This is a genomic window from Thalassospira profundimaris (assembly GCF_003326755.1).
Classification (GTDB): Bacteria; Pseudomonadota; Alphaproteobacteria; order Rhodospirillales; family Thalassospiraceae; genus Thalassospira; species Thalassospira profundimaris_B.
The window spans coordinates 87,599-107,862 of record NZ_JPWH01000012.1 but is presented as its reverse complement, the minus strand read 5'-3'; the positions used below and the strand labels follow the sequence as shown (position 1 = coordinate 107,862).

19 protein-coding genes are annotated in these 20,264 nt (G+C 55.0%); 6 read left to right on the top strand and 13 right to left on the bottom strand.

The window, feature by feature from the left end:
- The 4 genes from metX to TH25_RS14960 all read left to right on the top strand — a co-directional run bounded on the left by metX (nt 1) and on the right by TH25_RS14960 (nt 3,113).
- Complete coding sequence (gene metX / locus TH25_RS14975; RefSeq protein ID WP_181847640.1) at nt 1-1,158, top strand: homoserine O-acetyltransferase MetX; 1,158 nt, start codon at nt 1-3, stop codon at nt 1,156-1,158.
- A gap of 4 nt (nt 1,159-1,162) precedes the next feature.
- Nucleotides 1,163-1,828 (top strand): methionine biosynthesis protein MetW, encoded by a 666-nt coding sequence (gene metW, locus TH25_RS14970; RefSeq protein ID WP_114089159.1) that lies wholly within the window; start codon nt 1,163-1,165, stop codon nt 1,826-1,828.
- A 70-nt stretch (nt 1,829-1,898) separates the two neighbouring features.
- Complete coding sequence (locus TH25_RS14965; protein ID WP_114089158.1) at nt 1,899-2,780, top strand: hypothetical protein; 882 nt, start codon at nt 1,899-1,901, stop codon at nt 2,778-2,780.
- Nucleotides 2,781-2,822: 42 nt separating this feature from the next.
- Nucleotides 2,823-3,113, top strand: coding sequence for a hypothetical protein (locus TH25_RS14960; protein ID WP_114089157.1), 291 nt, complete (start codon nt 2,823-2,825; stop codon nt 3,111-3,113).
- 21 nt (nt 3,114-3,134) lie between these two features.
- Here TH25_RS14960 and TH25_RS14955 read toward each other — a convergent pair whose 3' ends face one another.
- The 7 genes from TH25_RS14955 to TH25_RS14925 all read right to left on the bottom strand — a co-directional run bounded on the left by TH25_RS14955 (nt 3,135) and on the right by TH25_RS14925 (nt 10,936).
- A complete protein-coding gene (locus tag TH25_RS14955) occupies nt 3,135-3,584 on the bottom strand; it encodes a molybdenum cofactor biosynthesis protein MoaE (protein WP_114089156.1) in 450 nt (149 codons plus the stop codon).
- A 19-nt stretch (nt 3,585-3,603) separates the two neighbouring features.
- Complete coding sequence (gene pgsA, locus TH25_RS14950) at nt 3,604-4,155, bottom strand: CDP-diacylglycerol--glycerol-3-phosphate 3-phosphatidyltransferase (RefSeq protein WP_114089155.1); 552 nt, start codon at nt 4,153-4,155, stop codon at nt 3,604-3,606.
- Between the two features lie 170 nt (nt 4,156-4,325).
- Nucleotides 4,326-5,639: a uracil-xanthine permease family protein gene (locus TH25_RS14945; protein WP_114089154.1), complete on the bottom strand. Its 1,314-nt coding sequence runs from the start codon at nt 5,637-5,639 to the stop codon at nt 4,326-4,328.
- Between the two features lie 637 nt (nt 5,640-6,276).
- Nucleotides 6,277-8,193: an excinuclease ABC subunit UvrC gene (uvrC, locus tag TH25_RS14940; protein ID WP_114089153.1), complete on the bottom strand. Its 1,917-nt coding sequence runs from the start codon at nt 8,191-8,193 to the stop codon at nt 6,277-6,279.
- A 434-nt stretch (nt 8,194-8,627) separates the two neighbouring features.
- Nucleotides 8,628-9,053, bottom strand: coding sequence for a dihydroneopterin aldolase (folB, locus tag TH25_RS14935; protein ID WP_114089152.1), 426 nt, complete (start codon nt 9,051-9,053; stop codon nt 8,628-8,630).
- Between the two features lie 66 nt (nt 9,054-9,119).
- Nucleotides 9,120-9,890 carry an SDR family oxidoreductase gene (locus TH25_RS14930; protein ID WP_114089151.1) on the bottom strand — a complete coding sequence of 257 codons (771 nt, stop codon included), beginning with the start codon at nt 9,888-9,890 and terminating at the stop codon, nt 9,120-9,122.
- 83 nt (nt 9,891-9,973) lie between these two features.
- Nucleotides 9,974-10,936 (bottom strand): calcium/sodium antiporter, encoded by a 963-nt coding sequence (locus TH25_RS14925; protein WP_114089203.1) that lies wholly within the window; start codon nt 10,934-10,936, stop codon nt 9,974-9,976.
- 459 nt (nt 10,937-11,395) lie between these two features.
- On the opposite strand from TH25_RS14925, the gene TH25_RS14920 reads away from it, so the two are divergent.
- Nucleotides 11,396-13,159, top strand: coding sequence for a cation:proton antiporter domain-containing protein (locus TH25_RS14920; protein WP_114089150.1), 1,764 nt, complete (start codon nt 11,396-11,398; stop codon nt 13,157-13,159).
- A gap of 123 nt (nt 13,160-13,282) precedes the next feature.
- On the opposite strand, the gene phoB is transcribed toward TH25_RS14920, so the two are convergent.
- From phoB to TH25_RS14890, 6 genes are all read right to left on the bottom strand, one after another.
- Nucleotides 13,283-13,981 carry a phosphate regulon transcriptional regulator PhoB gene (gene phoB / locus TH25_RS14915; RefSeq protein WP_073955491.1) on the bottom strand — a complete coding sequence of 233 codons (699 nt, stop codon included), beginning with the start codon at nt 13,979-13,981 and terminating at the stop codon, nt 13,283-13,285.
- A gap of 4 nt (nt 13,982-13,985) precedes the next feature.
- A complete protein-coding gene (phoU, locus tag TH25_RS14910; RefSeq protein WP_114089149.1) occupies nt 13,986-14,717 on the bottom strand; it encodes a phosphate signaling complex protein PhoU in 732 nt (243 codons plus the stop codon).
- Nucleotides 14,718-14,737: 20 nt separating this feature from the next.
- Nucleotides 14,738-15,544, bottom strand: a complete 807-nt coding sequence (pstB, locus tag TH25_RS14905; protein ID WP_181847638.1) for a phosphate ABC transporter ATP-binding protein PstB — start codon at nt 15,542-15,544, stop codon at nt 14,738-14,740.
- A gap of 1 nt (nt 15,545) precedes the next feature.
- Complete coding sequence (gene pstA, locus TH25_RS14900) at nt 15,546-16,892, bottom strand: phosphate ABC transporter permease PstA (protein ID WP_114089148.1); 1,347 nt, start codon at nt 16,890-16,892, stop codon at nt 15,546-15,548.
- The gene (pstC, locus tag TH25_RS14895) at nt 16,885-18,264 is read right to left on the bottom strand and encodes a phosphate ABC transporter permease subunit PstC (protein ID WP_114089147.1); all 1,380 of its coding nucleotides are present in this window, start codon (nt 18,262-18,264) and stop codon (nt 16,885-16,887) included. Before pstC ends, pstA begins: the two co-directional genes overlap by 8 nt.
- 145 nt (nt 18,265-18,409) lie before the next feature.
- Nucleotides 18,410-19,441: a PstS family phosphate ABC transporter substrate-binding protein gene (locus tag TH25_RS14890; protein ID WP_114089201.1), complete on the bottom strand. Its 1,032-nt coding sequence runs from the start codon at nt 19,439-19,441 to the stop codon at nt 18,410-18,412.
- Between the two features lie 489 nt (nt 19,442-19,930).
- Here TH25_RS14890 and TH25_RS14885 point away from each other — a divergent pair, with 489 nt between their 5' ends.
- Entirely contained in the window at nt 19,931-20,254 is a 324-nt protein-coding gene (locus tag TH25_RS14885) for a hypothetical protein (RefSeq protein ID WP_114089146.1), read from the top strand.
- Nucleotides 20,255-20,264 lie beyond the last annotated feature (10 nt).

Below are 20,264 nucleotides of genomic sequence, written 5' to 3'. Positions count from 1 at the left end.
ATGTCCAACCCTGCCCCACATTCTCGCCGCGCCCTGCCTGGCCATCAGATTGTGCTGGGGGACCATGACAAATTGCGCCTTGATAGCGGCATTGAATTTGGCCCCTTTACCCTGGCCTACCAAACCTATGGCAAACTGAATGCCGATAAATCAAACGCCATTCTGGTCTGTCATGCGCTAACCGGCGACCAGTATGTGGCCGATGATGTGCACCCGATTACCGGCAAGGAAGGCTGGTGGCGTGCCATTGTTGGCCCCGGCAAGATCATCGATACCGAAAAATATTTCATCATCTGCACCAATGTGATTGGTGGCTGCCTGGGCAGCACCGGGCCCAAGGAAACCAACCCGGAAACCGGCAAGCCCTGGGGGCTTGATTTTCCCGTCATCACCATTGGTGACATGGTACGTGCGCAAACCATGCTGATTGACCATTTTGGCATCGACAGCCTGTTTGCCGTTATTGGCGGGTCAATGGGCGGCATGCAGGTTCTGGAATGGTGCAAAAGCTATCCGGCGCGCGTTTTTGCCGCCGCCCCGATTGCCACTTCCTATCGCCATTCGGCGCAAAATATCGCCTTTCACGAAGTTGGCCGCCAGGCCGTGATGGCCGACCCGGACTGGTGCGGCGGCAATTACCTGCTGGAAGGCAAAAAGCCCGCCCGTGGTTTGGCCGTGGCCCGTATGACGGCGCATATCACCTATCTGTCGGAACCGGCCCTGCATCGCAAATTTGGCCGCAAGCTGCAAAATCGCGGCGGCATTACCTACAGCTTCGATCACGACTTTCAGGTCGAAAGCTATTTGCGCCATCAGGGTAAATCCTTTGTCGATCGGTTTGATGCCAACAGTTACCTCTATATCACCCGCGCGATGGATTATTTTGACCTGTCCGTCGAATTTGACGGCCGCCTGGCCGAAGCCTTTCGTGGGTCCAACACCCGGTTTTGCGTCATTTCGTTTTCATCGGACTGGTGCTTTACCACCGCCGAAAGCCGCCGTTTGGCCCATGCACTGAATGCGGCATCGTGCAATGTCAGCTGTGTTGAAATTGAAAGTGACAAGGGCCACGATGCCTTTTTGCTCGACGAACCCGATTTCCACATGGTCCTGAGCGGCTTTATCGAGGGGGCCGCCGAAGCGCGCGGGCTGAAATAATATCATGACACAGACACCCACCCAAACCGCCGCCACAACACCTTCTGCCGCAACACCGTCAGATCGTATCCGCGTTGATTTGCAATTGATTGCCGACATGGTCGAACCGGGTACGCGTGTGCTCGACATTGGCTGTGGCGATGGGGAATTGCTGGCCTACCTTAAACGCACCAAAAATGTCGATGGTCGCGGGCTTGAACTTTCCAACGAAGGGGTCCGCAATTGCGTGGCCCAGGGCCTGCCCGTGATGCAGGGCGATGCGGATCGCGATTTGCTGGATTATCCCAACGGGGCATTTGATTACGCAATCCTTAGTCAGACCCTGCAGGCTACCAACCGCCCGCGCGAGGTATTGGGCGAATTACTGCGCATTGGCCGCAAGGCGATTGTCTCCTTCCCCAATTTCGGCCATTGGCGGGCACGGTTTGATTTGATGTTTCATGGCCGCATGCCGCAAAACCCCAACCTGCCGATCATGTGGTATGAAACCCCCAATATCCATTTCTGCACCGTGCGCGACTTTGTGGCCCTGTGCAAAGACATGGATCTGGTGATCGAACGCTCAATGGTCCTGAATGAAAGCGGATCGAAGGTCAGCCTGGGCAGCCATTCCGCCCTTGCCAATTTCTTTGGCAATCAGGCATTGTTTATGCTGAGCAAAAAGGGATAAGGCCCTTTCGCATCACAAATTTCCCCGCACCCCGTCAGCAAGGCAATGACTGCAAACCGGGGAGATCAGGGTGCAATACACCATCATCAAAAAATGCGGCCAGCGTGGCATGATGCTGCTGATGCTGGGTCTGCTGGCGGCCTGTGCGCAAAAGGCGGATGCACTTAAACTTTCCGCCCATCAATTCAGCCTTGCTGCCGACAAGGCAATTACCTCGCTTGATGACATGCGCACGGCCGAGTTTGCCGCACCTGTGCAAAGCAAGGACGTACAGGAAGCAGAATTTATCGCCAACCTAAACAATTTTACCGGCACATTAACGGCCAGTAACATCCCCGTCCTGATAAATCCCGATGCCATCACCATTGACCCGGATGTGAATGCCAAATGGCAACAGGATATGGCGAACCTGCGCCATCAATATCAGCAATTTGACGCCATCTTTACCGATATTGGCGAAGACGACCTGTTTGGTATTGGTGCCATCCACAAGGCCGGGCCCATTTTGCAAAAACTGCGCCGCCAGCTCGCCAAGCTGGGCCAGACATTGGGCACAACCCCGCCGGTTTTTATGGTGCGGCGTGACGCGCTGGTGGCGGCTATCAACAAAATCCACGAGGATAAATCCACCCCTGCCGATACCCGCACCGGCCAGATCAAGGCCTGGTGGCAGCAATGGCAGCAATTACAGGCCGATGAACAGCAAAGCTATCAAACCGCCTTGCAGGATTTTGTCATTGCCGGGCAACTGGGCGCTCAACTGCAAAACCAGATCGCCAATTACAGCAAAATCAGCACGCAATCGGTACTCAAAGACATTGAAGATGGCCTGACCTTTGTTGCCGAAAATCAGGGACTTGGCATGAAGCAGTTAAAACACAAGGCCGACAGCGTGATTTTGCAAACCCTTGCCGGTCAAAGCGATATGGGCCCTGCCACAACGGCCAAATAGCCCGCCCTCATTGACCTTTTTATCTGACAAACGGAGCCCCCCATGTCTGATCTGACAAAGCTGATCGCGGCGGCCATTACCGCCTTTCAGGCGATTGACGCAAAATATTACCAGGCCGACATAAACACCAAAGCTGCATTGAAACGTGACCGCATCAAGGCCGCCAATGCCGTGCTGAAACTGCGGGACAAACAGATCGAACTCGATACCGCCATCAATGCCGCCGACATTACGGAAATGAACAAGTTGGCCACAGAGGTAAAAGACGGGGCTGTCCTGCAAGTCGACTTCACAAAACTTATCGGAATTTTGGCAAAATACGTCCCGATTTAGCGGAGCCACACGGGCAAAGCATTACCAGCGATCCAAATCAGCCTCGTCGCTTTGCTTGGCGGCAACCCATTTTTCGCCGCTATCTGTTTCTTCGCGTTTCCAGAACGGCGCGCGGCTTTTGAGAAAATCCATGATGAAATCGCAGGCTTCAAACGCGGCCCGGCGATGCGCCGACAGGGTAATAACCAGCACAATGCGTTCCCCTGCCAGCAAGCGGCCATAACGGTGAATGATTCGTATATCATCGAGCGGCCAGCGTTCGGCGGCATCCTTGGCAATTTTTTCAAGCTGGCGTTCGGTCATGCCGGGATAATGTTCCAGCGTCATCGCGCTGACGGCTTCCCCCCCGGCGATATCGCGCACCAGCCCGACAAAACTGACGGCCGCACCAATATCGGTCCGGCCATCGGTCAGGGCGGCAAGCTCCGCACCCGGATCAAAATCATTTTGTTGAACTGAGATACGCGCCATATACGCCCCCGAAGATGGATCAGTCGAGATGCTTAAGCCCTGTCCGCAGATAAATATACCCCGTCTGCACCGTCACAATACCGGCGATCCAGAGCAAAACATCCCCAATCAGAATCGACGGGATGATATCAGGCGAGGCATCGCCAACCAGCAAAAAGCCGATGGCGAGAATCTGGGCCGTGGTTTTCCATTTCGCAAGCACCGTCACAGGCAACGGCACCTTCAGTTCGGCCAGATGTTCGCGCAGGCCCGACACCATGATTTCGCGACACATAATGACCACGGCCGGCAACACCGCCAGACCGGAAATGCGCCCAAACGCCACCATCATCATCAGGGCGGCAGCGACCAGAAGTTTATCGGCAATCGGATCCAAAAAACGCCCCAGCGGAGAAACCACATTCATGCTGCGCGCCAGATAGCCGTCAAAAAAATCCGTAATCCCCGCAAAGGCAAACAGGGCAAAACCGAGCCAGTTCCCCACCGGTCCGTCGATGTAAAATGACAGCACCAATGCCGGGATCACGATGATGCGCGACAAAGTCAGCAGATTTGGAATCTGGTTTTTCATTAACGGGCCTGTATACGGGTATTTGGGGCGTTTAATTGGGTGATCATCGTCAATCCACAGGGCCAGACGACCCCAAGACGCCCAATTAGTAAAGGCTTGCGCGGGCAACCACAAGGGCCGTGTTCATTTGCCATAAAACGAAAACACGGCCCATGTTGTGACAGATAAATTCAGTCGTTTTCTGCGGCCTGTGCAGCAGCACGATCCGACTTGCCACGCCCGATGCTCAGCACCTGATAGAGAATAATCGCCGCAAGGGTTGCGGTCCCGATTCCACCAATGGCAAAGCCGCCCACCTTGACGGTGAAATCGCCAGCCCCGAAAATCAGGGTGATGCCCACGGTGAACAGGTTACGCGGATCGGAAAAATCAACCCGGTTGTCCACCCACAAACGCACCATTGCCGCCGCAATCAGGCCGAACACCGCCACACCAAGACCGCCAAGAACGGGGGCGGGAATGGTATGCAGCAACGCACCAAATTTGGGCGAGAACCCCAGCAGGATGGCAATCACCGCAGCAATCACAAAGATCAGGGTTGAAAAGACGCGGGTAACAGCCATGACGCCCATATTTTCCACATAGGTCGTCACCCCCGTACCCCCGCCAGATCCTGCAAGCATCGTTGCCAGACCATCGCCAACAAAACCACGGCCGATATAACGGTCCATATTCTGTTTGGTCATGCCGCCAATGGCCTTGATATGGCCCAGATTTTCCGCCACCAGAATAAACGCCACCGGCGCAATCATCACCATGGCCGCGCTTTCAAAACGCGGCGCAACAAAATTGGGTATCCCCAACCAGGCGGCCTGCGACAATGCGCTAAAATCAATGGCGGGCATCAGGCCCAAACCGTTACCCAGGATCAACACCAGCACATAGCCCAGAAGAATCCCTGCCAGAATCGAAACCCGGCGCAGCGCAATTGGGGCATAGACGGAGACCAACGCCACCGACAGCAGGGTTAACAGGGACACCAGCATATGAATGCCATCGCCGGAAATGCCGCTGATCCCCACCGGTGCCAGATTAAGACCAATCGCCGCCCCGACAGCCCCGGTGACAGCAGGCGGCATCAGTTTTTCCACCCAGCCGGTTCCCGTTGCCATCACAATTGCGCCAATCAGCACATAAAGCGCACCTGCGGCAATAATCCCGCCCAGCGCCCCACCAATATCGGGATTGGGACCAGACCCGGCATAGCCGGTGGCGGCAATGACCACGGCAATAAAGGCAAAGGACGAGCCCAGATAGCTTGGCACGCGCCCGGCGGTGCAGATAAAGAAAATCAGCGTGCCGATACCGGAAAACAAAATGGCCAGATTGGGATCAAACCCCATCAGCAGCGGACCCAAAATGGTAGAACCCGACATCGCCACAAGATGTTGCAGCCCCATCGGAAACATGGTTCCCCACGGCAGGCGTTCGTCAGGCAGCACGGTTGAAGACCGGGTCAAGGACCAGGAAGGAAAATAGCGCATCTTTGATCAGCCGATATTTTATGGACGTTTCGCGCGAAGATGCCCTGCCACGGCAGCAGAACGCACCGGGTATCGCGCCCCTGACCGGAAAAAGCAAGGTGATATAGGATGATACCCGGCAATGCAGAGGGTATTTTTGACATCCCCCGCGCCGCGCAACGATATGCCCCCGATGTTTTGCTCAAAATGGGCCATTTGGGCAGGCAGCAACATGACGGGCCTAAACCGGAAAAATAAAAACCGAATGCGGAGTGCTTTTGCAATCTGTCTGATCGTTCTGTTTTAAGAACGCACAGTTGTCACATTGCCGGCTATGCCCTTCCCGCCCCAATCGGTAGGTTAAGAACATAAGCAAGCCAATCTCACGCAACACAGGAGGCTGCCCTTGAAAAAACTCCGGAACGCAATGTGATAAAGGTCTGGCGGTATGTGCCCATGTGCCGCCCAGGTCAATTTCCCCACATTGCCGCTTCCCTTAACGTTTTCTCTTTCCCTTTTGTCGTGGTCAAATTCCCCTCCCCCGACCCCGCGACCACGGCAGATTCAAACGGTCCCCTTCCCCGGGGGGCCGTTTTTCTTTTTTGGGGTCCTATCCTCATAATCGTCCCGCCCCCGGCAGATCAGGGTTTAGGCACCGTCAATGATCACCATGAAAATGATCATAAATTTTTCTGGCGATTGCGGCACTGATGCCATCGACGGCTTCCAGGTCGGCAAGGCCCGCATCAGCAACGCCACGGGCGGAGCCGAAATGATGCAGCAATGCCTTTTTGCGTGCCCCGCCAATACCCGGTACGGCATCAAGCACACTTTTGCCAATCTGTTTGGACCGTTTGGCACGGTGTGTACCAATCGCCCAGCGATGGGCCTCGTCGCGCAGGCGCTGGATGAAATACAGCACCGGGTCCTTCTGATCCAGGCGCACGGGCTCCTTGCCGGGGATATGCAGCACTTCCTTGCCGGCATTACGATCCACCCCCTTGGCAACACCGACCAGCATCACATCGTCAATGCCCAGATCTTCCAGCACCTGGCGCGCAACACCCAATTGCCCCAGCCCACCATCGATCAGGCACAGATCGGGCCAGGTGCCATTTTCGCGGTCCGGGTCTTCTTTTTGTGCCCGGGCGAAACGGCGGGTCAGCACCTCGCGCATCATGGCAAAGTCATCGCCCGGCGCGATATCGCCCTTGATGTTGAACTTGCGATAGGCGTTTTTCATAAAGCCTTCCGGCCCGGCCACAATCATGCCGCCCACCATATTCGTGCCCTGGATATGGCTGTTATCGTAAACTTCAATGCGTTCGGGCGGACTATCAAGGTCCAGCTTATCAGCCAGACCATCCAGCAACTTGCGCTGGGAGGCACTTTCGGCCATGCGGCGGCCCAATGCCTCGCGTGCGTTGGTCAGGGCATGATCCACCAGCTTGCGCTTGCCGCCGCGCTGAGGCACCAGTAATTCCACCTTGTGGCCGTTATTAATCGCCAGGGCTTCCTCGACCAGTTTCTGGCCTTCGATTTCGTGGCTTAGCAGCACCTGCCTCGGGGCAGGCTTGTTGGCATAAAACTGCCCGACAAAGGCCGAGAGAATTTCGGGAATTTCGGCGGATTGCTCGTGCCTTGGAAAATAGGACCGGTTGCCATAGTTCGAGCCACTGCGGAAAAAGAATACCTGCACACAGCTTTGCCCGCCTTCATGATGCAGGGCAATGACGTCGGCTTCTTCCAGCCCTTCAAGATTAATGTCCTGGTGCGACTGGATTTGCGACAGGGCGCGAATACGGTCGCGATACATGGCGGCCTTTTCAAATTCCATCTGTTCTGAAGCCTCAAGCATGCTGGCTTCAAGCTGCTTGAGGATGGCCTTGCTGCGCCCGGACAGAAAATCGCGGCAAATATCCACCAGTCCGTCATATTCGGGTTTGGAAATGCGGTCCACACACGGGCCGGAGCACCGCTTGATTTGATAGAGCAGACACGGACGCGACCGGTTGGCAAAAACCGCATCGGTACAGGAGCGCAGCAAAAAGGCGCGCTGCAAATGATTGATCGTGTTGTTCACCGCCCAGGCCGAGGCAAACGGCCCAAAACAACTGCCATCCTTGGCCCGTGCCCCGCGATGTTTGACAATGCGGGGATAGCCGTGATCCTCGGTGATCAGGATATAGGGAAAACTTTTATCGTCACGCAGCAGGATGTTGTAGCGCGGCTTGAGCTTCTTGATCAGGTTGGATTCCAAAAGCAGGGCTTCGGCTTCGGTATGGGTGGTGATGATTTCCATCCGCACCGTTTGCGCCACCATCCGCGCAATCCGGATCGGCAGGCGGGTAATGTGAGTGTAGCTTGTTACCCGCTTTTTCAGATTCTTGGCCTTGCCGACATAAAGGACCCGGTCCTTTTCATCGATCATGCGATACACACCGGGCGAACCGGGCATGGTTTTCAGCGCATGTTTGATCGCCGTAACACCACGTCCCGCTTTTCCGTCATGAAGATCATCCAGCGACAGATCAATATCGCGCGGTGTGGAAGAGGGCGTTGCCGGGGAAGTCATCAAAGCATCCTGGATTGTTCAAAAACCGACCAGATAGGGTCTTGGTCTGGTATTTCTATACGATAGCCTAAGCGAATCTTATTAAAAAACTTGCGGGTCCCGAGGGAATCGCCCCCGGGAAAAGTTTCCACCAAGCCTGTGGATAAGTATGTGGGTAATAGGGGGGCTGAACTCTAGACCCCTTGAGAGTCTTAACGTTCTGTGAATTGCCCATATTTTAAGCATAAATACTAAGTTATTGATTTTATTTGGTAAAAATACTGTCAACCTGAAAACAATCCGTAACCTTAACGTAAAATATCTTTTTTCCTCTTTGTTTTTGTCGCCAGGAATGCTTGTGCATAAACGATCCAAACGATTCGCCCCTTAGGAATCACAGATTCGCCATAAGAATGGGCCTCTTATCAAAATTTATTCACTTCCAAACGACGGTATCACCGCGCGAGATTAAAGCGTTCGATTTCGACCCCGACCGCACCGACATCTTCAAAAACATCGAGCTTCTCGACCCGCACACACACCTTACGGACCCGTCGATCGGTCAAACACATGGCTGCTATGTTTTCACTGAGTGTCTCGACAAGGTTTACGTGGCCATCTGCACAAATTGCGCGCACCCCGTTAACCAGTTCCTCGTAACACAGCACACTATCAAGGTCGTCATTCTTGGGGCCCTCGCCCTCGACCACCGAAAGATCAAGATTGATGCGCACCCGTTGCGGGGCTTCTTTTTCAAAATCGTAAACCCCGATCGAGGTATTGATCACCATGTCGCGCACAAAAACGCGCCGCAAGCTGCCGGCCTGATCGGCATAAGGCAGGGTGGTAATATTATCGTCCTGTTTCAGACCTGCGGTCATTATGGGTATCCTTCGTGCTGCGCGGGAGGGGAAAACTGGCATCAACCACCAGTCGCCGGTGGTCGGTTACTCGACAGGCAAATCATCGCTGTCGGCGGGGGCCCAATTCATATGTTGTCCACCATCAAGGGCTAACATTTGCCCGGTGACGGCCGGTGCTGCAAGAAAAAACCGTATCGCGTCGCAAATCTGCTGCGGGGATGTCCCAATTCCCAAGGGCGTTTTACGGCACTGGGCATCGAAATCTTCCTGGCTTTGCCGCACACTGGGCAATACCGGCCCCGGGCCAATGGCATTGACCCGAATACGCGGTGCCAGGCCCATCGACAGGGTCTGTGTCAGGGTCCATAAACCGGCCTTGGACAGGGTGTAGGTGGTGAAATGCGGTGTCAGGTTCCAGACACGCTGGTCAATAATATTCACAATCAGCCCGGACTGATCTTCGGGCAACAAGCGGGCAAATTCCTGCGAGAGCACAAACGGTGCACGCAGATTGACCTCCATATGAAAGTCCCAGCTTTCACGGGTTGCCGATTTAATATCGTCATACTCAAAGGTCGAGGCATTGTTGACCAACAGCCCTATCGGCCCCAGGGTATCGGTTGCCTCGGCCAGGATGTCTGCCGTGGCGGTTTCGCTGGCAAGATCGGCGCATACCACATGGCACTGGCGCCCCATTTCGCGAATGTCACCTGCCAGTTCTTCGGCTGCCTCGCGCGAACGATTGCAATGCAAAACAATGTCATGGCCCCGTGCGGCCAAATCAAGCGCAATAACCCGGCCAATCCGTTTGGCCGCCCCGGTGATCAGGGCCGTTGGGGGCGTTTTATCCGTCATACTATAACCATCCGTTTCCTGCCAAAGCCCGCGAGACTCATGCAAAATGCCATGATCGCACGGTGATTTGTCTGTTTATATGTTTAACCGGCAAACAGCATACCGATATAAACGGCATACACTGCCATGAAAACAGCCCCGGCAAGGCGTCCGATACGCCGCGCAAAATAGGCCACAAACAATAGAGCCACGGTCACGCCCAGCATGACCCACATGTCAGACTTGGCAATTTGATCCGGTACGACAATGGGCGAAATAACCGAAACACCACCGATAATGGCCAACAGGTTCAAAAAGTTTGACCCCAACACATTTCCCAGTGCCACGTCGGCATGTCCGCGAAAGGCGGCCACCATCGAGGCGGCCAGTTCGGGCAATGACGTGCCAACGGCCACCAGTGTCAGGCCGATGACGGCTTCTGAAACGCCAAATTCACGCGCCACGGTTACACCACCATCCACCAGCAAATCGGCACCAAAAGTCAGCGCAACAATGCCGACGATGGTGGCGATAACGGGTTTTAGCCAGCCACCGGGAACATCGCCAACTTCATCAACTTCGTTTTCATGCAGCGCACTTGCGGCATCGGGGCTGTTTTTATCGTGTTTACAGGTCAGATACCATACTATCGCCAAAACCGCGAGCATCAGCACCCCGGCCCAGCGTTCAATCACACCAAACAGGCACAGCCCGATAAAAAGAACCGTCCCCAACAACATCGCCCCGCCATCGCGGATCGTGGTGGTACGGCTGGCCGCCACCGGCTTGAGCACGGCCACAGCCCCCAAAATAAGCAGGATATTGGCAATATTGGAGCCCACCACATTGCCCATCGCAATATCGCCCGACCCGGCAAGGGCCGCATTGAGCGATACAACAAATTCGGGGGCGGATGTACCGGCAGCGACAATTGTCAATCCGACGATCGCCTTGGAAATCCCCATTAACAGGGCCAGGCCCACCGCGCCGCGCACCATGAATTCGCCCCCGGCCGTCAAAAGAACGAGTCCGCCAACAATTTGCAAATAGGGTATAAACTGTTCCAAAATCGGTTCGCCATTTATGATTAAAAAAGACGCCCTGCTTTTTCGTCGGGCACTGCCGCGAAAGATGGCAGCGCGCCAACTTAAACGCAAGCGATCTCGCGCCAGATAATGCAGCCAAAGCCGTCTGGCAAAGGGCCATAATTGCCCGATGTTATCCAGGACACAGCCGGAAAATGCAGGATATGCCACTACGTACCGCAAATATGCCTGGGTGAAACGGCAAATAACGGTTTCACCCGGTATCATCCTGTCACAAACTAATCTGCCAGCGCCTCAACCACATCACCCCAAAACCCTGCAAAAACATTTACCCGACATGTATGAAGACAAACCGTTTCCCGGCTGCATGATCACGCCCCGATCCCGTTTTACATCGTTTTACACCCGATTGCGCTATGGTCGCGACAACCGGCAACGTGTATGACTGAGCCTGAAGTTAACGCCCCTGGATGAATATCGATGCCCCATAGCACTGTGCTGTTCGAGCTGTTCCTGATCCTGAGTGCTGCCGTCATTGCGGTGCCAATTGCGCAACGCCTAAAGGCCAATTCGATTATCGGCTTTCTGATTGGTGGTCTGGTGATCGGACCTTTCGGGCTGGGGTTTATTCCCGATAATCGCGATATTTCCACCGTGGCCGAACTGGGTGTGGTTTTCCTGCTGTTCATGATCGGGCTGGAACTCTCGCGCGAACGGTTGCGCGTGATCGGTGGCAAATTTGCCGCCCTGGGGGTGTTGCAAATCACCGTCACCCTGGGCCTTGGCTTTGTTGCCCTGATCGCAATCGACCTGCCCTTGCCCAGTGCATTGGTCATTGCCGGGGCCCTTGCCCTGTCTTCCACCGCCATTATCCTCAAGCAGCTTTCCGACGAACGCCAGCTTCACACCCGGTTTGGCCGGGCGGCGCTGGCGGTTTTGCTGCTTCAGGATGTGGCCGTGGGCCCCTTTCTGATCATGGTGCAGGCGGCAGGCAATACCACCAGCACCACAAGCCCCTGGGTCAGCATTCTGGCCGGTGTGGGGGCGGTTGCCGTGTTGTTGCTGGCCGGGCGCTTTTTACTTCGCCCCATGTTTCGCGCCATTGCCGCCCTGCATAACCCCGAACTGTTTGCCATTGGCACCCTGTTTGCCGTGCTGGCGGCCAGTACCTTAACCGAAATGGCCGGTCTTTCGATGGCGTTAGGGGCGTTTATTGCCGGGGTGATGCTGGCTGAAACCGAATTTCGCCATCAGATCGAAGCCGACATTGCGCCATTTCGCGGCGTGTTTTTGTCGCTGTTTTTCATGTCGGTGGGCATGTCGGTCGATGTCGGGGTGGTTTATCATCATGCCCTGACCGTTATTTTGGGGGTTCTGGCCCTGTTGCTGATCAAGGGGGCGATTTTGTTTTTGCTGTCCCTGGCAACACGGTTTGATCGGGCGGTATCGATGCGCATTGCCCTGGGGCTGGCCGGTGGCGGCGAATTTGCCTTTGTCATGTTTTCGCTGGCCGCGCAAAATGGCGCCATCACGCCGCAACTTGCGGCCATTCTGGTGCCGATTGTCGCCATATCAATGGCCCTGACCCCCAGCATGATCGCCCTTGGCAAAAAGCTGGAGGATATTTTTCATCCCCGCGAGACCGACCAGCTTGGCGAAATTGAAGCACAGACCGATGGTGTTGAACACCATGTGCTGATTATCGGTTGCGGGCGCGTGGGCCGGGTGCTGGCCCGTTTGTTAAAAACCCGCAACATTCCCTTTATCGTTCTCGATTCCGATGCCCAGCAGGTCGCCCGCGGCCGGGCCGAGGGCCTGCCGGTTTATTTCGCCGACGGGTCGCGACCGGAAAGTTTCCGGGCCGCCCACACCGATCAGGCGCATGTTGCCGCCGTTGCGATGGGATCGCCGCATGAAACCGAGAAAACGGTCGCCCTGCTGCGCCAGCATTACCCGCATTTAAAGATTTTTGCCCGCGCCCAGGATATTTCCCATATCGGCGCGCTATCGCGCAGCGGCGCCAATGCCGCCATCCCCGAAGTGCTGGAAACCGGTTTGCGCCTGTCGGACCATGTGCTTTCCGCCTGTGATGTACCGCAGGATGAAATAGATACCGAAATTGCCAAATTCCGCCGGGCCGACATGCTGCTGATGAACGAACTGGCCCCGCGTTCACCCGGGCATTCATCCGCCTCCGCAACGAAACCGGCTTTGGCAAACAACAAACCGGAAAACAAGGCATAAAGGGCCTTGGCAATGCCAGCCTTCCCCACCGCATGCAACAAGGCCCTGCCATTATGACAGGGCCTTGTATTTTCAGTGTAAATTGCGAATTTCTGTCACAATTTACCGAAATAAAAAAACCGTTTAGGCCGCCGCATCATCATCAAGCGCATAACCGGCCGCACGCACAGTGCGGATCACATCCTTGGTGCCTTTGACGTCATTCAGGGCCTTGCGCAAACGGCGAATATGCACATCCACCGTGCGGGTTTCGACATAGATATTCGGCCCCCAAACAGCGTTAAGCAACTGTTCGCGCGAAAAAACCCGGCCCGGATGCTCCAGGAAATAACGCAGCAGACGAAATTCCGTCGGCCCCAGATGAATGGGTTTGCCACTGCGATTGACACGATGGGCCGCCAGATCCATTTCGATATCGGAATAGATCAACTGCCCCTGTGGTTGCGCCGGGCCGGACCGGCGCAAAAGCGCACGGATACGGGCCAGCAATTCGCCAATGGCAAAGGGCTTGGTCACATAATCGTCGGCCCCTGTATCCAGGCCACGAATACGGTCGCCCTCTTCACCGCGCGCTGTCACCATAATCACCGGCAAATCGCGGCTTTCGGGTTTACGGCGGATCTGGCGGCACACCTCGATCCCGGACATCACCGGCAGCATCCAGTCCAGCAAAACCAGATCAACATGGGTTTCCGCCATGATTTTCAGGGCTTCGTCCCCGTCACCGGCTTCAACAACATTCATGCCTTCCCGTTCAAGGTTGTAGCGCAGCATCGTGACGATGGCGGCTTCATCCTCGACAATCAGAACCGTAGGATCCATCCTGTTAATCCTCTGCCTCGTTGGGTTCAATCACGGCAAAATTGGCAGCATCATTTTTGGGACGGCCATCCACCGGCAGATCTTCACCCTTGATGCGGTAATAGATCGTTTCGGCAATATTGGTGGCATGGTCGCCGATGCGTTCAATATTTTTGGCAATGAACAAAAGATGGGTCGATGCGGTAATATTGCGCGGGTCTTCCATCATGTAGGTCAGCAATTCGCGGAACAGCGAATTGTACATATCGTCCACTTCCTGGTCGCGGGCCCAAACGCGCTGGGCTTTTTCCGCGTCATTTTCAATATAGGCGTCCAGCACATCCTTGATGATTTCCTGGGCCAGGCGCGCCATATTCGGAATAACCTGAACCGGGCGGATCGGCGGGATCTGGTTAAGCACCTGGGCACGCTTGGCAATATTTTTGGCAAGGTCGCCAATGCGTTCCAGATCGTTCGACAATTTCAGCGCGGTAACAACCTGGCGCAAATCATCGGCCATCGGCTGGCGCAGGGCCAGAACACGCACCGCGAAATCCTGAACTTCCTGTTCGAGCTTGTCGATGCGCAGGTCAGATACAATTACCTGTTCTGCCAGTTCCGAATCCCGCTTGGAAATCGCACGGATGGCCGAAATCAACTGGCTTTCGGCCAGGCCGCCCATCTGGGATATGATATTGTTCAACCGGGTCAGTTCTTCGTCGAAGGAACTGACAATATGGGTTTCTTCTTTTCTCATCGAATTACCTCCTGCCCGGCTTAGCCGAAGCGGCCAGTGATATAACCCTTGGTCCGTTCGTCTCGCGGGTTGGTAAAGATTTGGTCCGTTTCGCCGACTTCCACAAGTTTACCCAAGTGGAAAAAAGCCGTGCGCTGCGACACACGCGCGGCCTGCTGCATGGAGTGAGTGACGATGACAATGGTGTAGTTCGAGCGCAGCTCGTCGATCAGTTCCTCGACCTTGGCGGTCGCGATCGGATCCAGCGCGGAACAGGGTTCATCCATCAAAATAACTTCGGGGCTGACAGCAACCGCACGCGCAATGCACAGGCGCTGCTGCTGACCACCGGAAAGACCGGTTGCCGGGGCAGAAAGGCGGTCTTTGACTTCTTTCAGAAGGCCGGCCTTTTCCAGCGAAGTCATGACGATTTCGTCAAGTTCGTCGCGGGAATTAACCAGACCATGAATGCGCGGGCCATAGGCCACATTATCAAAAATCGATTTCGGGAACGGGTTCGGCTTCTGGAACACCATGCCGATGCGCGCGCGCAACTGCACCACGTCAATCGATTTATCATAAATATCGCGGTCATCCAGCGTAACCTTGCCATTGATGGTTACGCCATCGATGGTGTCGTTCATGCGGTTCAGGCAACGCAAAAAAGTAGATTTACCACAGCCCGACGGGCCAATCAGCGCGGTGACTTCGCGTTCGACAACATCCAGATTAACGTCATAAAGGGCCTGATTGTCACTATAAAACAGGTTCAGGTCGCGGGCCGCCATCTTGGATTTACCGCGCGTTTGCGAAGCGTTTGTCATTGCGTCAGCAGTTACAACAGCCATTTTACCACTTCCGTTCAAATTTCTTGCGCAGGAACACAGCCAGCCCGTTCATCAGGATCAGGAAGGCCAGCAACACCATGATCGCCGCAGAGGTTTTTTCAACAAAGGCACGCTCGGGGCTGTCCGCCCACAGATAGATCTGCACCGGCAAAACCGTTGCCGCATCCATCGCACTGCCGGGAATATCAACAATAAAGGCCACCATACCAATCATCAGAAGCGGTGCCGTTTCGCCCAGGGCCTGGGCCATGCCAATGATGGTCCCGGTCAGAATGCCCGGCATCGCCAGGGGCAACACATGGTGGCTGACCGTTTGCACCGGCGATGCCCCCAGGCCCAAAGCCGCCTGGCGAATGGAGGGCGGTACCGCCTTGATCGCGGCACGCGCGGCAATGATGATGGTTGGCAGCGTCATCAGGGCCAGGGTCAACCCACCGACAACCGGGGCGGAGCGCGGCAGGTGCATGACATTGAGGTAAAGTTCAAGGCCGAGCAAACCAAACACGATGGACGGTACTGCTGCCAGATTGTTGATATTGACTTCAATAATCTGGGTCAGGCGGTTTTTCGGGGCAAATTCCTCAAGGTAAATGGCCGCCGCCACACCAATGGGAAAGGACAGGATCAGCGTCACAGCCAGCGTATAGAAAGACCCGACAGCCGCCCCCCAGATCCCGGCCAGTTCCGGTTCGCGGGAATCCCCGTTGGTGAAAAAGCGCGTATGGAAGCGTTTTTCAATCGCCCCGCTATCGGTCAATGACTGGAACCAGGAAATCTGGTCGTCATCAAGGCGACGGCTCGATTCTTTGGTATCAGCACTGATATAGCCCTTGTTGAGCATATCAAAATCATCCCCGGCAATCAGCCAGACCTTGCGGGTCTGCCCGATCAGGGACGGATTTTCCATCACCCGTTCACGCAGGTCATAGGCCGCACCGCTGGAAACGATGTCATAAAGCTTGCGTTTTTCCGACCGCGACGTAACGTCCGGGAACCGCTTGCGCAGGGCTTCCTTGATCAGGGCGTCAAAATTGGCCCGTCCAATCACCGCCGGGTCACGGGTTCCATCCGGGTCAATGGTGGCCGGATCAAAGGTAACTTCAAGCTGTACATAGGTCTGGACAAAGGCGCTGTAGCCCTTGGAGACAATCGAATAGCCCAGCATGAGCAATGCTGCCAGCGCCAGCAGAATGGCCGCCAGGCCATAGGCCTTGAAACGGCGCTCTGCGGCATAGCGTTTTTTGACATTGCGGGCAATGTCGGCACTATCCCAGTCAACCGGCTTGCGCATATTGGCAGCATCGGAACCAGCGGCGCGATCTTCCATAAGAGATGCCATATCAGTCATATTTCTCACGATACTTCTGCACAACCTTGAGGGCGAAAACATTCAGCCCCAGGGTGACAAGGAAAAGAACCAGACCAAGGGCAAAGGCCGACAGGGTTTTGGCACTGTCAAATTCCTGGTCGCCCACCAGCAGAGTTACAATTTGCACGGTAACGGTGGTCACAGCATTAAGCGGGTTTGCCGTCAGATTTGCGGCAAGACCTGCGGCCATCACCACAATCATGGTTTCACCAATCGCACGGGAAACCGCCAGCAAAATGGCCCCGACAATACCGGGCAAGGCCGCCGGGAAAATCACCAGACGAATGGTTTCCGACTTGGTTGCCCCCAAACCGTAAGACCCGTCACGCAGGGCCTGGGGCACCTGGGACATCACGTCATCGGACAGCGAGGAAACAAATGGAATGATCATGATGCCCATGACCAGCCCTGCCGCCAGCGCACTTTCGGAACTGACACTGAGCCCGAGAACGGCACCGCTATCGCGCAGGAAAGGCGCGACGGTCAGCGCAGCGAAAAAGCCATAAACCACGGTTGGCACACCGGCGAGAATTTCCAGGGCCGGTTTGGCCCAGGCCCTGAAGGTCGATGACGCATATTCCCCCATATAAATGGCGGAAAACAAACCGACCGGCACGGCCACCAGCATGGCGATAAAGGTAATCAGCAGCGTCCCGGCAAAAAGCGGGATCATGCCAAAGGCCCCTTCGGAAGCCACCTGGTCGGCACGGATCGCGGTTTGCGGGCTCCATTCCAGACCAAACAGGAAGTCAACCGGGCTGATTTTGCTAAAGAAATGCAGGGCTTCAAACAGCAGCGAAAACACAATGCCAAGCGTTGAAAGAATGGCAATCGCCGAACAGCCGATCATGAGATAACGCACAATCCGTTCGACATTGTTGCGCGCCCGCATATCGGCAAAAATACGCCGATAGGAAAGAGCCAGCCCCAGCAATGCCACCGACAGCAACACCACAATCAGGGCAATATTGGAAATGGTGTGCAGGGTTGCCAGCCGCTGTCCGGCTTCGACAACTTCGGGGGCAACATCCAGATGGGCGGCATTGTCTGCCGCGATCAGGGAAATGGCATTTAACGCCAAAGACAACTTGCCCGGGTCAGACGTGATGTCGGCGGGCAAATCACTGATGATCAGCGCCTGCACCACAGAGCCCTGCAGCGCATACCACACAAACAGCAGGGCAAGGGCCGGCAGGCCACACCACAACGCGGTATAGGTGCCGTAATGCACAGGCAGCGAATGCAGGTTGCTATAGCGTCCGCCGGAAAGGGCAATGGCTCTCTGTCGTCCAAAGACAAAAGAGAGCGCGGAGAGCAGCGCAATCCCCAGCAACAAGAAAGTCAAAGACATTTATGTAATTCCGTTTGCCTGATGGAAACCGTCCCGGAATGGGCTTTCCCAGTGCGTGTGGGCAAAATAGTCAAAAAATACGGTTTTTAAACAAAGAAACCGGTGGCAGCCCCAAAACACGGGCTGCCACCGGCACCATATCAAATTACATGCTGAGCGGGGTCAGGTTTTTCGCAGCTTCGCGAACCTGTTCGCGCTCGGCCTTGTCCATCGGGATCAGGCCACGATCTGCAAGGTAGCCTTCATCGCCCCAGGCTTTATCCGAGGTGAACTGGGCAAGATATTCTTCAATGCCCGGAATGGTGCCAACATGGGCATTCTTGACATAGAAATACAGCGAACGTGAAACCGGGTAAGACCCGTCGGCGATGGCTTCAAAGGTCGGCGAAACGCCGCCAATTTTCGAGCCATGCAGCTTGTCGCCATTCTGGTCGAGGAACGAGAAACCAAAGATGCCCAGAGCAACCGGATTGGCTTCAAGTTTCTGAACGATCAGGTTGTCGTTTTCGCCAGCTTCGATGTAGCCACCATCTTCACGCACACCGCCGCAAACGGCTTTGTGCTTGTCTTTGTCAGCTTTTTTCAGCTCGGCAATAACCGGAAATTCGTCACAGGCTTCTTCAAGTACCAGTTCGGTGAAGGCATCACGGGTACCGGAGGTCGGCGGCGGGCCGAGGACTTCGATCTTTTCATCCGGCAGGGACGGATCGATTTCTTTCCAGTTGTTATACGGATTTTCGATCAGTTCCTTGCCATCCTTGGACGGAACGATTTTGGCCAGCGCCAGGAAGATCTGTTCCTTGCTCAGTTCAAACTGCGGGGCAGCCTTGGAATTGGCAAGAACGATACCGTCATAACCGATTTTGACTTCGGTAATGGCTTCAACGCCGTTTTTGGCGCAGGTTTCAACTTCGGACTTTTTAATGCGGCGCGAAGCATTGGTGATGTCGGGGGTCTGTTCCCCAACGCCAGCACAAAACAGCTTCAAGCCACCGCCGGAACCGGTCGATTCAATAACCGGCGTTTTGAAAGAAGTGGTCTTGCCGAATTCTTCCGCGACAGCGGTTGCGAACGGAAACACGGTGGACGAGCCAACGATACGAATCTGATCGCGCGCATGTGCGGCGCCGGTCAAGGCAACGCTCGCGAGTGCTGCAATAGCGAGTGTCTTCTTCATGTAAATCCCCATTTGTGTCGTTCCCGCATCGGGAACTGTGCAACGATCTGCGAGGCGGACTTTACAGTTATGCTCTTACCGTATTGCGTCAGTTTTGTTAAGGTTATGTGACAGTGATTCAGAACCGCAAAAAATTCTGATTTCAGGCGTAAAATCAATCCCTTAATTGCCAACCAACGCGGCAGAAAAACCCTGCCAGACCCAAAATTCCGCGCATACAAACGGTTGAATGACACAAAATGTGACAGGGCAGCGCATCAACCAAAAGACCATACCATCGTGTGAGTCGCCCGCCTTTTGGTTAAAAACGCCCGTTCCCCGCCCAATCGCCGCCAACTCCCCGAAGGGGCAATTTTCAGGTAAAAGACCCAAAAAATTTTATCGCAATTGTTGTATTGGGGTATATTGCCCGACAGGGACAGTCCGACAAAAAAAACAGGGCAACAAAGGAGGCCGCCCAACGCGGCCTTTCAGGACAGGGAGAAAACCGTGCAAAAACAGCTTGAGGCGCTGAAGGCCAGCGTCGATAAATTGTCAGATGAGATGGGCGAAATATCACACGTGGCGGCCCGGCATTTCGATGAATTGCATGATGCCGTCAATAATGTCGCCAGTCACACCCTGGCAATGGAAGCCATCATTTCGGCGATGCTCGCCAGGATCGAGGTTGATCCTCAGGTGGTGAGTAACTGGATACGCACCAAAACCGCCGAATTCTCGGCCGCCGAACAGGGCGAATCCCTCGCAGAAGCCATTGCCCGCGACCTTCTTGATAACAGCACGGTACAAGCGCGCAGCCGAAACATGCCATAAGCAGCCAGAG